Source organism: Gordonia sp. UBA7860 (genome assembly GCF_002500165.1).
Classification (GTDB): Bacteria; Actinomycetota; Actinomycetes; order Mycobacteriales; family Mycobacteriaceae; genus Gordonia; species Gordonia sputi.
In genome coordinates this window covers 1-13,451 of the sequence record NZ_DLSO01000169.1, presented here as the reverse complement: position 1 = coordinate 13,451, position 13,451 = coordinate 1, and the positions used below count along the sequence as shown (strand labels likewise).

The window sequence follows — 13,451 nt, the reverse complement described above, 5'->3', positions numbered from 1 at the left end:
TGGTCGAGACAGGTGTGGGTGCCGGCACGAAGGTCACCATGCGGGTGCCGAAATTTCGCGCAGGTGTGCGTGTTGAGCAGTCGCCGACGCACCCAGCACCGCCGACGCAGGAGGCGAACCCGCGATGACCCTGACCGTTCTCGCCGTCGACGACGAACCTCCGGCGCTCGACGAGCTGGTGTACCTGCTCGAACGGCGAACAGATGTCGGCGAGGTGATCCGCGCGGGTGACGCCACCGCCGCTCTGCGCGAACTCGCCGAGAACTCGGTGGAGGCGATCTTTCTCGACATCAATATGCCTGGGCTCTCGGGAATCGAACTGGCCCGTGTGCTCGGCAACTACTCCGACCCGCCGTCGATCGTGTTCGTCACGGCACACGAGGATCGCGCGGTGGATGCGTTCGACGTCGGCGCCGTCGACTATCTGTTGAAGCCACTGCGCGAGGAGCGGCTCGGGCAGGCCGTCGAACGTGCGGTTGCCGCGCAGTCGGCTGTCGGTGCAGAGTCACGTCAGGACGTCAGCGACGATGTGATCCCCGTGGAGCTGTCCGGAGTGACGTCGTTGGTGAGGCGTGATTCGATCTCCTGGGTCGAGGCCGTCGGCGATTACGCCCGGCTGCATTCGGACTCCGGCGCGCACCTGGTGCGAATCCCGCTTTCGACGCTCGAATCCCGTTGGCGTGAGCACGGTTTCAGCCGCGTGCACCGTTCGTACCTGGTGTATCTGCCGATGGTCGGCGGAATGCGCACCAGCGGATCTCAGACCCTGGTCTGTGTACGGGCAAACGGCGCGTCGCCCGCCGTAGAGCTTCCGGTGAGTCGACGTCAATCCCGGGAGTTGAAGGAGCGCCTCGTCCACGACCCCCTTCGTGCCTACCGGACGCCGTCCGGCGACGACACATGAGCGAGCCGTCGACTCCCCGCCGTGAGCGCGTGGTGCTGGCACAGCGACGGGGTGCCAGGAGGGTTCGCACGCGCGTCGAGGTCCGGGAGCAAACCGAGGTCGGCGATGCATTGGTGCGGGGTCTGATGCGCGCCCAGCTCGGTCTCGCGCTTAGGCTCGGCGTCACGACGGCTCTGCTCATTGCCTCCATTCCGTTGCTGGGCACCGTCTTTCCGACGTTGGGCGAGGCGACGATTGCCGGCGTCCGACTGAACTGGCTTGTTCTCGGTGTGCTGATCTATCCACTGCTCTATCTGGTGGGCCGGGTGTACGTGCGGATCGCGGAGCAGGCCGAGGACGACTTTCTCGGACTCATAGAGGAGGACACCGACGTGGGCGTCGACAGCGGCACCGACGCGGGCGTTGAGGATGTGACCGACGGGGTCGTCGAGGATGGCGAGAACCCGTGACCGACTACGGAATTCGCATCGTCACCGCGGCGGCGCTGCTCCTCGCTGCGCTCGCGACGGTGGCGGTCGGTGTCTACGGTGGCAGGAGGTCGCGCACGACCTCTGACTTCCTTGTCGCCTCGCGCGCGGTCAGTTCGCGGCGCAACGCAACGGCGATCTCAGGCGAATACCTTTCTGCGGCATCGTTTCTCGGAGTGGCGGGGCTGGTCGCCAAGTACGGCGCCGATGCGCTGTGGTATCCGGTCGGCTTCACCGCGGGATACCTCGGCCTGTTGATGTTCGTTGCGGCACCGCTGCGCCGATCCGGTGCGTACACGGTGCCGGATTTCGCGGAGTTCAGACTCGGTTCGCGAGCGGCACGCCAGACCGCGATGGTTGTCGTCGTCGTGGTCTGCCTGATGTATCTGATTCCCCAGCTCCAAGGCGCGGGACTGACTTTGAACATCCTGCTCGGCGCACCCGTGTGGGTGGGGGTGGTTCTCGTCGGAGCGATCGTCGTCGTGAACGTGGTGGGCGGCGGCATGCGGTCGATCACCTTCGTCCAGGCGTTTCAGTACTGGCTCAAGCTGACGGCTATCGGAATTCCGACGATTGCGCTTCTCGTGGTGTTCTTCGCCGATCGGCCCGCACTGGGCGAACCCGCACCCCCTCGAGTGTCCGAAGCGACGACGGTCGACGTCACCACGGATGTGGTTGTGGCAGTACCGGAAACCGACGGTGTCGAAGTGACAGGCGTCATCGACGGCCAGCCCGTCAACGACGCACCGTTTGCGTCGGCGGGTGAACACACCGTTGCGGCGGGGAGCACGATCCACCTGCGCGCGGGAGCAGCGACGCCCGTTGTGGCAGGCGCACCGTCGACAGGCCAGAGATGGCTCGCGTCCGGCGGCGGATTCGGTGGCCCGCACGCACTTTTCGCCGTCTTCTCGCTGATCGTCGCGACGTTCCTCGGAGTGATGGGGCTGCCGCACGTGCTGGTGCGCTTCTACACCAATCCGGATGGACGCTCGGCGCGTCGAACCGCGGTGACCGTCATCGTCCTGCTCGCCGTGTTCTACCTCTTCCCCCTGCTCCTCGGCGTGCTTGCCCGGGTGTACGTCCCCCAACTCCTCATCACCGGAACCGCCGACGCCGCGGTGCTGTTGCTCCCGAGCGCAGCGGTCGGAGGCATTCTCGGCGAACTGTTCGCCGCGCTGGTCGCGGCGGGCGCCATCGCGGCGTTCCTCGCTACGTCGTCCGGTCTGCTCATCAGCGTTGCAGGGGCCCTGTCGACCGACGTGCTGCCAGGTCGGGTCCGCGACTTTCGACTCGCAGCCGCGATCGGTGGTGCACTCGCGATCGTCATCTCGTTCGCCGCGTCAGATCTCGAACTGTCGCGGACAGTCGGGTTCGTCTTCGCCATCGCCGCGTCGACGCTGTGTCCGCTTCTCGTACTCGGAATCTGGTGGCGCGGGTTGACGCCCGCGGGCGCCATCGCGGGCCTTGCCGTTGGCGGGCTGTCGTCCGGTATCGCGACGTCACTGGCGATCGCGGACGTCGTGGACGACGAGGTCGGCAACGGCTGGCCGTCGGCGATCATCGGCTACCCAGCCGCTGTCACCGTTCCACTCGCCTTTGTGACCATGATCTGCGTGAGCGCGATGACCCACCGCCACAGGGTCGCCGATGTGTCGCAGATCTTCGCGCGGATGCATGTGCCGGAACGGCTCGGCCTGAGCGTCGAACGGGTGCCAGAGGAGCCATGACACCGCGGCGACAAGGTTGTACGAGCATGTGACGACGCCCATGGGGCAACCGTTCGTCGGCGCGCAACGACCGCTCGGCGCACGATTCGCGGTCTTCATCGTGTGACCTGCGACACCTCTTGTGAGTGATCTCCGTCTCTTCGAGAGTTGACGGGTATCCACATCACACGAGTTCTTTCGGAGGCACGGTGTCAACCACAGAGCACGTACCCGAAGCGCATTCCGCGCCGACGGGGCAACAGTTCATCGACATGCAGCGCAGTGACCAGTTTCAGGATCTTCGTACGACGTTGCGCCGGTTCGTCTTTCCGATGACTGCGTTCTTTCTCATCTGGTACGGCCTCTACGTGGCCCTCGGCGCCTTCGCGCACGACTTCATGGCCACTCCGGTCTGGGGCAACATCAACGTCGGGCTGATTCTGGGTCTGCTGCAGTTCGTCTCGACCTTCGTCATCACCGGGGCCTACGTGCGGTTTGCCAATCGTGAGCTCGACCCCAGGGCGGCCGCTCTCCGCGAGGAAATGGACACGGAGTGCGCGGCCACCGGCCAGGGCGCCGATGCCACACAGAGCTCCAACGCCACACAGGGCACCGATGAGGGGGCGACTCGATGAACTCCTCAGCCACAGTGCATCTCGCCGCCGGAACGGTCGGGAACCCCGTCGCCAACATCGCGATCTTCGCCGCGTTCGTGGCGATCACCATGTTCGTGGTAATCCGCGCGAGCCGAAACAACTCGACTGCCGCAGACTATTTCACCGGTGGCCGAGCATTCTCCGGCCCGCAGAACGGAATTGCGATCGCGGGTGACTACCTCTCTGCGGCGAGCTTCCTCGGCATCGCGGGTGCCATCGCCGTCTACGGTTACGACGGCTTCCTGTACTCCATTGGATTCCTCGTCGCATGGCTGGTCGCGCTTCTCCTCGTTGCCGAATTACTGCGCAACACAGGGAAGTTCACCATGGCAGATGTGCTCAGCTTCCGATTGAGGCAACGCCCCGTCCGTCTCGCCGCCGCGATCTCGACGCTGGTCGTCTCCCTGTTCTATCTGCTGGCGCAGATGGCGGGCGCCGGAGGCCTCGTTGCGCTCCTCCTCGACGTCGAATCGCGCACCGGCCAGTCGATCGTGATCGCCGTGGTCGGCGCACTGATGATCGTCTACGTGCTCGTCGGCGGAATGAAGGGAACCACGTGGGTGCAGATCATCAAGGCCGTCCTGCTGATTGCGGGCGCGGCCATCATGACCCTCATGGTGCTCGGCAAGTTCGGGATGAACTTCTCGGAGATCCTCGGCTCTGCGCAGCATGCCATTTCGGGGTCGTCGAGTGAGAAGATCGCCTCGCATGACGTGCTCGCGCCCGGAGCCAAATACGGCGGCTCGGTGGAATCAAAGATCAACTTCATCTCGTTGGCTGTTGCACTCGTGCTCGGCACCGCGGGGCTCCCGCATGTGTTGATGCGTTTCTACACGGTTCCCACCGCCAAGGAGGCTCGACGCTCCGTTGTCTGGGCAATTGCTCTGATCGGCGCGTTCTACCTCTTCACGCTCGTGCTCGGTTACGGCGCTGCTGCGATTGTCGGTCCGGACCGCATCATGGCCGCAGCAGGCAAGGAGAACGCCGCAGCACCGCTACTGGCCTTCGAACTCGGTGGCGTCATCCTGCTCGGAGTGATCTCCGCGGTCGCGTTCGCGACGATCCTCGCCGTCGTCGCGGGATTGACCATCACCGCGTCGGCGTCCTTCGCGCACGACATCTACGGCAGTGTCATCAAGCGCGGCAAGGCAAGTGAGGCCGACCAGGTGCGCGTATCACGGATGGCCGCGGTGACTCTCGGTGTGCTCGGCATCGTGCTCGGCATCCTCGCCAACGGTCAGAACGTCGCCTTCCTCGTGGCGCTCGCGTTCGCGATCGCGGCGGCAGCCAACCTGCCGACGATCCTGTTCTCGCTGTACTGGAAGCGATTCAACACCCGCGGTGCGCTGTGGAGCATCTACGGCGGGCTCGGGCTGACGTTGATCCTCATCATCTTCTCACCGGCAGTGTCGGGTAAGTCGACGTCGATGCTTCCCGGCTCCGATTTCGCGTGGTTCCCGCTGGAGAACCCGGGGATCGTGGCAATCCCGGTCGCGTTCCTGCTCGGGATCGTCGGAACGCTGACAGCGCCCAAGGATCGGGGCACTCCGGAACGCAATGCGGAGATGGAGGTGCGTTCGCTCACCGGGATCGGCGCCGAAAAGGCTGTGGCGCACTGATATAGCGGAGCCGTACAGCCTCGTAGGACCAGCGATGCCGGGCACTCGATCGACGATCGAGTGCCCGGCATCGTGCGGTGAACAGGCAGGCTCAGCCGGCCGTCGTGCGCGCGTCCTGAATCCGTGCGAACGGCCGGGCCGCCTCGAGTTGGTATGCCAGCTCCAGCAGCGTCCGTTCATCACCGATGTCGCTGCAGAAGTGCACTCCCACAGGCAATCCCGTCGACGACTGTGCCAGCGGCAGGCTGACTGCGGGCGTACCGGAGGTGTTGTTGATCGGCGTGAACGAGACGTATCGCATCAACCGCTCGAAGACGACGTCGAAATCGCCTGCGGGGTTGAGGTATCCGATCTCCGGAGTGGTGTGCGCGAGCGTCGGCGAGAGCACCACGTCGAATCGCGTGAACATCTCCCGAAACGTCGCGGTGGAGCGTGTGAGCGCGCGGATCATCGCGGGGGTGTGCCACATGCGACGCAGATACTTCCGCGACAGTCCGCGCGTGAACGCATCGAGCTGTGATCGCTCGAATCCCTTGCCGTAGGACCGTTTTCCGAAGTGGTCGATGAAGAAGGCCAGCAGCGCCCAGTACTCGGTGAAATCGTCGACGTATCGCCTGTCGACGGGGACCGGCACATGTTCGACGCCGTGCCCGAGCGACTCGAGCAGTTCGGCGACGCCTGCGACGGCGGTCTCGGTGTCGCGGTCGAGCAACTGTCCGGTGATCGGTTCCGTCATCATCGCGATGCGGAGCTGACGTCGACTTTCACCGGACACGAGTCCGATGGCGGGAAGATCGCCGGCGGACCAATACTTTTCGGCATCGGCGAGGAAGTGTGCGGTATCGCGCACCGAGCGGCTCACGATTCCGTTGGCGATCAGGTCGATCGGCATCTGCTTCGATTCCGCCGTCAGCAACAGCCGTCCCCGACTCGGCTTGAAACCCACCAGGCCGCACGCAGCCGCGGGGATACGGATCGACCCGCCTCCGTCATTCGCGTGCGCGATCGGAAGCGCGCCTGCCGCGACCAGGGCGGCCGACCCTCCCGACGAAGCGCCACAGGAAAATTCGGTGTTCCACGGATTGCGGGTGGGCGGCCTGTCGACGAACTCCGTTGTCGCGGTGAGCCCAAAGGCGGGCAAGGTGGACGCACCGACGATGTTCACACCGGTGGAGACGAACTGTTCGAGAAGCGGCTCGGTGGTCGACGCGGGAGTGTCAGGAGTAGCGGCAGAGCCGTTACGAGTCGGAATCCCGGCAAAGTCGGTGTTGTTCTTGACGATCGAGGGCACCCCGGCGAACGATCCCGTACCGAAATCGGTCTCGACGGCGCGTGTGCGGGCGCGCTCACGATCGTCGAAGGCGACCGCATTGAGCGTCGAGTTCACCGCGTCGATGCGGTCAAGCGCCGCGTCGACCGCTTCAACCGCCGAAATCTCGCCTGCGGCAATGGCCGCACCGACACCTACCCCGTCGAGTTCGCCCAGCGCATCGTCGCGGAAGGCATGTACGTGCTGCATGGCCCGAAGCCTAGCGGCAGCGGACCGCCGTCAGGACACGATCAGTTCGCAACGGTTCACCGAACCCCGGCTCACCGAACCCCAGCTCACCGAACCATGGCCATGACGTCGGCGGCGAGGTCGGTGGCGAAGTCGTCGTCGATCGGCAGCGCGAAGACCGCATGGTGATAGAGCGGGGCGATGATGTGGTTGAGCACCTGCGGCACGCTGGGTGCGCTCTCGCCGCGCGCGGTGGCGCGGTCGATCATCTCCGTCGCCTGCTCCCGCCGGATCTCCCAGCACGGACACACCTCGACGATGCCGTCGCGAGCCGACGTCATCGCCCGCAGATACGCACGACGTTTCGGACGGCTGATGTCGGCGGCGATGATCCGCGACCAGTCGGCGAGGTCGTCGGCGAGTGTGCCGTGATCGGGCAGTTCCTCGCCCTGCGTCAGCGCGGCGACCGCGACCTCCTCGAGCAGATCGCCGATGGTCCCCCAGCGTCGATAGATGCTTGTGGGATTCACTCCCGCCAGCTCGGCGACCTGCGGGATGGTCATCGTCTCCCGCTCTCCACTACCCACGAGCTGACCGACAGCCGTGAAGACCGCACTCTGCACGCGAGCGCTCCGGCCACCGGGACGCTTGCCGTGCGATGTGGCCGTTGATGGAACGGTCGTCGACGCTGCGCCTTCCATCGACGATCTCTCCGTTGCCTGCGACGTTCCAGCCATGTCACCATTATTGCAAATCCCATTGCTTTTAGAACAGCGGCCGCATACATTGGCCTTAATGCAACCAGCTTTGCCTTAGGAGACACGGTCGTGACCGCAACGTTGGAGAACACCGCTCGACGCCGCCGCGGCGCACGGCCGCTGCACCCGCACCGCGCTTTCTGGATCGTCACCGCAACCATGATCACGGTGCTGTTCGCGTCGGCAGCCCCCTCCCCCCTTTACCCCGTCTACCAGCAGTTATGGGGATTCTCGCCGTTCACCCTGACCGTGGTGTTCGCGATCTATGTCGCAACCATGCTGGTCAGCCTGCTCACTGTGGGTTCCCTGTCAGATCACATCGGCCGACGCCCGGTCCTCGCGGTCGCGCTCGTGCTGCTCATCGGCAGCATGGCGCTGTTCGTCGCCGCCGACAGCGTCGGACTCCTGATCGCGGCACGGGCCCTACAGGGACTCGCGACAGGAGCGGCAATCGGCACACTGACCGCCACGGTCGTCGACATGCAGCCGTCGGAGCGACTGGGTTCAGCGATCACCGGCGCGGGACCCACACTCGGACTGGCGGCAGGCGTCGTCGTTGCGGGCGTGCTGGTCCAGTACGCACCCGCGCCGCGATTCCTCGTCTACGAGGTGACGCTGGCGGTGTTCGCGATTTTGCTCGTCGCACTCCTGATCATCCCGGAGACATCGGAACGCGTCGGCTTCGATTCCCGCCGCCACCTGTGGCGAACGCTCGCGCCTCAAGCGTCGGTGCCATCGGCCTTGCGGAAGCTGTTCGTCACGGCAATCCCGGCATTCGTGGCGACCTGGTCGATGGGAGGCCTCTACCTCTCGCTTGGTTCATCGGTGGTGGCGCGTGTATTCGGCATCGGCAACCACGGAGCCGCGGGCGCCGTGCTGTTCGTATTCTTCGCCTCCGGCGCGGTCACCTCGCTCGCGATCACCACCTGGGACGCTGGTACCAAACTCACTTACGGCTATCCGGCACTCGCCGGCGGCGCGATCATCTCCCTGGCAGGAGTCCTCACGTCGATGCTTCCGCTCTACATCGTCGGGTCGATCATCGCGGGTTCCGGTTTCGCGGCTACGTTCCTGGGGGCACTCGACAACCTGAGCAGCCAGACTCCGTCGCATCAGCGCGGGCAGGTGTTCTCGGCAGTCTTCATCACGAGCTACGTCGCCTTCAGTGTTCCCGCGGTGATCGCGGGACTCGTGGTGTCGCACATCGGTCTGCAGGAGACCGTCGTCTGCTACGTCGCCTATGTCCTCGCCATCACCGTTTTCGGCGCACTCGTCACCGCATGGACGCGAACCAGAAACAATCGCGTTCGCGCCTGACGCGTCCTCACTTACCGAACGCCTCGGCGCTCGATGCGACGCCACGGTCTCGACTCACTACGGTGAGGACTCAGGCTGCGGGTACAGCGTGGCCGAGATCACGATCTGGAGGAATCTCGCGGGGCCGCACTTTCGCAGTACAGGTGCCACAGGGTAAGACTGGTTACATGCACTTGAAGTTCGATTCAGATGAACAGAAGTTCCGCGAAGAACTCCAGAGCTTCTTCACGACGAAGATCCCCGAGGAGATCCGTCAGCGTGCTGCCGCAGGCACGCTGAACCTGCCCGACGACATCGTCACCACCCAGCGCATCCTCAACGCCGAGGGTCTGGCCACCCCCGGCTGGCCGACCGGGTGGGGTGGCCGCGACTGGACGCCCATTCAGCGCAACATCTACCACGATCAGCTCAGCCTGAACTTCGTGCCCGATCCCCTGACGTTCAACGTCAACATGGTGGGTCCGGTCATCGCGACGTTCGGTTCACAGGAGATCAAGGAGCGGTTCCTCCCGAAGACCGCCAACCTCGACATCTGGTGGTGCCAGGGATTCTCCGAGCCCGAGGCGGGCTCCGACCTCGCGTCCCTCAAGACCCGCGCCGTCCGCGACGGCGACCACTACATCGTCAACGGCCAGAAGACCTGGACCACGCTCGGGCAGTACGCCGACTGGATCTTCTGCCTCGTACGCACCGATCCCGACGTCAAGAAGCAGGCGGGCATCAGCTTCCTGCTCATCGATCTCGACACTCCGGGAATCGAGATGCGTCCGATCAAGCTCATCGACGGCAGCGTCGAGGTCAACGAGGTCTTCTTCAACGACGTCAAGGTGCCCGTCGAGAACCTCGTCGGCGAGGAGAACGCCGGCTGGACCTACGCCAAGTTCCTGCTCGGCAACGAGCGCACCGGTATCGCACGTGTCGGCTGGACCAAGACCAAGCTGGCCGAGGCCAAGAAGCTCGCCGCCGCGACGAAGACCGCGACCGGCACGCTGCTCGAGGACCCGCTGTTCGCCGCGCGCCTCGCCGAACTCGAAACCGAACTGCTCGCGCTCGAGGTCACCCAGCTGCGCGTCGTCGCAGGCTCTGCCGACGGCAAGCCGAATCCGGTGTCGTCACTGGTCAAGCTGCGTGGCAGTGAGCTGCAGCAGTCGGCAACCGAGTTGCTCGCAGATGTTGCGGGTGCGCGCGGTCTGGCGGTTGACGCGCCGGGTGTCGGAACACCCGACTGGGCGCAGCTCGCGGTGCCCGAATACCTCAACTACCGCAAGGTGACCATCTACGGCGGTTCGTCGGAGGTCCAGCGCAGCATCATCTCGTCGTCGATCCTCGGCCTGTAGCCCGACAACCACACCTGGAGTAACACAATGGATTTCGAGCTCACCGAAGAGCAGTCACTGCTGCGCGACACCGTCCGCAGCGTGTTCAAGAGTTATGACATCGAGAAGATCCGCGCGGTGTCGGAGACCGACACCGGCTGGTCGGCGTCGATTTGGGAGTCGCTTGCCGAGATCGGCATCCTCGGACTGCCGTTCAGCGAGGACGCGGGCGGCACCGGCGCGGGGCCGGTCGAGGTCAGTGCGCTGATGGGCGAGGTTGGTCGCAGCCTCGCACCCGAGCCACTGCTGTACGGCGCGTTGTTGCCGGGCGTCGTCATCGACAGGGTCGCGTCGGGTGACCGCCGCACCAGCCTGCTGACAGAGGTCTCGGAGGGACGGCTGCTGCTCGGATACGCACACGCAGAACCCGAAGATCGTTGGCCCGCAGCGGCAGTCGCCACCACGGCGACCGGCGCGAGCGACGGCGTCACCCTCGACGGAGTGAAGTACCCCGTCCTCGCGGGCGACGTGGCACAGAAGTTCGTCGTCAGCGCCCGCCGCGCCGACGGAACCATCGGTCTGTTCATCGTCGACGCCGACGCATCGGGGGTGACCGTCGACGGGTTCCGCACCTACGACGACCGTCGAGCCGCCCGGGTGACCTTTGCCAACGCCCCGGCGATCGAATTGGCCGAGGGTGATCAGTCCGACGCGATCGCCTACGCGGACATCTTCGCGCAGACGGCCCAGTGCGCCGAGGCAGTCGGCGCGATGGAACGCGCGATGGAGCTGACGACCGAATACCTCAAGTCGCGCAAGCAGTTCGGGGTACCGCTCAAGACCTTCCAGACACTGACGCAGCGCGCCTCGGACGTGTACGTGGCGCTCGAGCTGGCACGCAGCATGAGCCTGTATGCGACGGCTTCGCTCAACGACGAGGTCGACGACCCGTCGGTCTACAGCCGCACGAAGCTGCAGGTCTGCCGCTCGGCACGCAAGGTGGGTCAGGAAGCGATCCAGATGCACGGCGGCATCGGCATGACAGCGGAATACCCTGTGGGACATTACGTTGCACGCCTGACCGCGATCTCTCGCACCCTCGGCGACGCTGACGAACACCTCGGTGTCCTCGCCGGCAAGCTCGGCGATTACGAGATGGTGACCGTCAACTAGGTTCGCACCAGATGGGGGTTCATCGACGTGAGTCGGTGAGCCCCCATTCTGCTGCCAGGAGCTGGTGCGAGCGAAGCCGGTCGTCGAAATCGTGTGTGACGCTGGTGATCACGAGCTCATCGGCGCCGGTGACGCGCGCCAGCGTGTCGAGTCGTTCGGCGACGGTCGACGGCGAGCCCACGAACTGAGTCCGAATCCGGTCATCGACAACCGCCAGTTGCTCACCGGTCAGCTGCCCTGCGCTATCGGGATCGAGGTAGGGTTGCGCTCCCCTGCCGGTCCGGATGTCGTGCACCCAGTGGCCGTATGTCGACGCGAGATGTGTTGCGGTCGAATCATCTTCGGCAACGACTACGTCCGCGGACACCACTACGTACGGCTCGGACAGACGGGCCGACGGACGGAAGTTGGCCCGGTAGGCTTCGACCGCCTCGAGAACTGTCGCGGGACTGACGTGATAGTTCGCGACGAACGGTAGACCCTCGGCACCTGCGACCTGCGCGCTCTGCCCCTTACTGCTACCGAATACCCAGACCTCGACGCTGGCGTGTTCGCCTGGGACAGCGTGCAATTCGACGTCGCCGACGCGCAGCCCCCCGTCGAGCAGCGCGAGGATGTCGGACACGGCGTCGGCGAAGTCGGGCTGCGTGGCACCCTCGAACTCCAGTGCCGCCGCGGTGGCACCGATCAGCGGTGACGACAGAATACTCGCGCCGGCGAACGGTTCGGGTAGGAGCAGACCGTCGACGAGGCGTTCGGGTTCGGCCGCGGGTGGCGGCCCCTTGGGCGCAGCCGCCGCCGCGGCGAGTGCTTCGGTGCGCCGTTGCCCCGACCGCCCGAGCCCGAGGTCGAGGCGACCGGGAAACACCGCGTCGATGGTGCCGAACGCCTCGACGACCGACGCCGCGGTGTGATGTCCGAGCTGAACCGCCGCACTGCCGACCCGGATCGACTCGGTTGCGGCAGCGACCAGGGCTATCAGCGTGGCAGTCGACGACGAACCGACCGAGACGAAGTGGTGCTCGGCGAGCCAGAAGCGTCGATAGCCCCACTCCTCGGCGGCGCGCGCCAGCGCGATGCTGCGCCGTACCGCCTCTGCGGGAGTCGACCCGTCACTGATCGGCGCAAGGTCGAGGACTGAGAGGGGCAGCGGCGCAGTTCGTTCCGCGGTCATTGAGGGATACGCTGCGGGTTGTCGTGTGGGGCGCCGGCGGTGTGGGTGCCGATGCTCGGGTCAGCATGGCCGACTCCCGGGTAGTAAGCGGCCGACGATTCGGGCGTCATCCCCGCTGCTCCGCGCAACAGCATCTGGTGGTGCGTGTCGACCATCTGCGACAGCACGCCTATCTTGGTCAACCAGCTCATCGTCACTCCCACAGCTCGAATTTCGGCAGCTCTGTTCTCAGTCCGCAATGTCCCAGTAAGCACCCAATCGCCGATCGGGTGAACGGTTGCGCTCACGCTGATCTTTTGGCCTCGGTCAGGAAGAGACCCGAGCGGACCGACCGTTGAGACGAGTCGTGAGTGATTCAACGCTGTCGTTGGCCATCGGACTGCGGGGCGCCGGTCGACACCCGGCCGCATGGCGAGACCCGGAGGCCAGACCGGACGCACTGTTGCACGCCAGCTACTGGCGCGACGCGATCATCGCCGCCGAACGTGCGGGAGCCGATCTCGTCACCCTCGACGACGGATTCGAGCCTCGACCGATACTGCCTGGCGAGTCGTCGACCGCCGCGCCGCCGGTGCGTACCGACCTCGTCAACGGCAGACTCGACACCGTGCTGATCGCGGCACGTATCGCGCCGCTCACCACGCGCATCGGACTGATGCCCACCGTGACCGTGACGCACACCGAGCCGTTCCACACGTCGAAGGCGATCGCCACGCTCGACTATGTCAGCGGCGGACGCGCTGGCGTTGTGCTGGCCGTCGACGACCGGCCCGAGAACGTCGGCCTGTTCGGGCGTCGCGACGTCGAGGTGGCGTCGGATCGTGCTGCGCTGCACCGAGAAGCCGCCGAATACGCGGAGGTGA

Annotated in this window: 12 protein-coding genes and 1 pseudogene; 9 read left to right on the top strand and 4 right to left on the bottom strand. The window is 65.4% G+C overall.

Annotated elements, in window-relative coordinates; all coding sequences use genetic code 11:
• Positions 1–124: 124 nt before the first annotated feature.
• The 5 genes and pseudogenes from B3T59_RS20870 to B3T59_RS20850 all read left to right on the top strand — a co-directional run bounded on the left by B3T59_RS20870 (position 125) and on the right by B3T59_RS20850 (position 5,352).
• Positions 125–904: a LytR/AlgR family response regulator transcription factor gene (locus B3T59_RS20870; RefSeq protein ID WP_005206660.1), complete on the top strand. Its 780-nt coding sequence runs from the start codon at positions 125–127 to the stop codon at positions 902–904.
• Positions 901–1,353, top strand: coding sequence for a hypothetical protein (locus B3T59_RS20865; RefSeq protein ID WP_005206662.1), 453 nt, complete (start codon positions 901–903; stop codon positions 1,351–1,353). Before B3T59_RS20870 ends, B3T59_RS20865 begins: the two co-directional genes overlap by 4 nt.
• Positions 1,350–3,098: a cation acetate symporter gene (locus B3T59_RS20860; protein ID WP_064905716.1), complete on the top strand. Its 1,749-nt coding sequence runs from the start codon at positions 1,350–1,352 to the stop codon at positions 3,096–3,098. The genes B3T59_RS20865 and B3T59_RS20860 overlap by 4 nt, the downstream gene beginning before the upstream one ends.
• 251 nt (positions 3,099–3,349) lie before the next feature.
• Positions 3,350–3,625, top strand: a pseudogene (locus tag B3T59_RS20855) (DUF485 domain-containing protein); the annotation flags it as partial.
• Between the two features lie 83 nt (positions 3,626–3,708).
• Entirely contained in the window at positions 3,709–5,352 is a 1,644-nt protein-coding gene (locus tag B3T59_RS20850; protein WP_049697589.1) for a solute symporter family protein, read from the top strand.
• A gap of 91 nt (positions 5,353–5,443) precedes the next feature.
• Here B3T59_RS20850 and B3T59_RS20845 read toward each other — a convergent pair whose 3' ends face one another.
• Both B3T59_RS20845 and B3T59_RS20840 read right to left on the bottom strand, forming a co-directional pair.
• The gene (locus tag B3T59_RS20845) at positions 5,444–6,871 is read right to left on the bottom strand and encodes an amidase (protein ID WP_064905714.1); all 1,428 of its coding nucleotides are present in this window, start codon (positions 6,869–6,871) and stop codon (positions 5,444–5,446) included.
• Positions 6,872–6,957: 86 nt separating this feature from the next.
• Positions 6,958–7,551 carry a TetR/AcrR family transcriptional regulator gene (locus B3T59_RS20840; protein WP_064905712.1) on the bottom strand — a complete coding sequence of 198 codons (594 nt, stop codon included), beginning with the start codon at positions 7,549–7,551 and terminating at the stop codon, positions 6,958–6,960.
• Positions 7,552–7,677: 126 nt separating this feature from the next.
• On the opposite strand from B3T59_RS20840, the gene B3T59_RS20835 reads away from it, so the two are divergent.
• The 3 genes from B3T59_RS20835 (at position 7,678) to B3T59_RS20825 (ending at position 11,414) form a co-directional block, all read left to right on the top strand.
• A complete protein-coding gene (locus B3T59_RS20835; RefSeq protein ID WP_287005025.1) occupies positions 7,678–8,925 on the top strand; it encodes an MFS transporter in 1,248 nt (415 codons plus the stop codon).
• Positions 8,926–9,092: 167 nt separating this feature from the next.
• Entirely contained in the window at positions 9,093–10,262 is a 1,170-nt protein-coding gene (locus B3T59_RS20830; RefSeq protein WP_287005024.1) for an acyl-CoA dehydrogenase family protein, read from the top strand.
• A 27-nt stretch (positions 10,263–10,289) separates the two neighbouring features.
• Complete coding sequence (locus B3T59_RS20825; protein ID WP_005206672.1) at positions 10,290–11,414, top strand: acyl-CoA dehydrogenase family protein; 1,125 nt, start codon at positions 10,290–10,292, stop codon at positions 11,412–11,414.
• Between the two features lie 19 nt (positions 11,415–11,433).
• Here the strand turns inward: B3T59_RS20825 and B3T59_RS20820 are convergent, their stop codons facing one another.
• The gene (locus B3T59_RS20820) at positions 11,434–12,588 is read right to left on the bottom strand and encodes an LLM class flavin-dependent oxidoreductase (RefSeq protein WP_064861232.1); all 1,155 of its coding nucleotides are present in this window, start codon (positions 12,586–12,588) and stop codon (positions 11,434–11,436) included.
• Complete coding sequence (locus tag B3T59_RS20815) at positions 12,585–12,779, bottom strand: hypothetical protein (protein ID WP_005206674.1); 195 nt, start codon at positions 12,777–12,779, stop codon at positions 12,585–12,587. Before B3T59_RS20815 ends, B3T59_RS20820 begins: the two co-directional genes overlap by 4 nt.
• 155 nt (positions 12,780–12,934) lie before the next feature.
• On the opposite strand from B3T59_RS20815, the gene B3T59_RS20810 reads away from it, so the two are divergent.
• A partial coding sequence (locus B3T59_RS20810) for an LLM class flavin-dependent oxidoreductase (RefSeq protein WP_287005023.1) occupies positions 12,935–13,451 on the top strand: 517 nt, incomplete at its 3' end.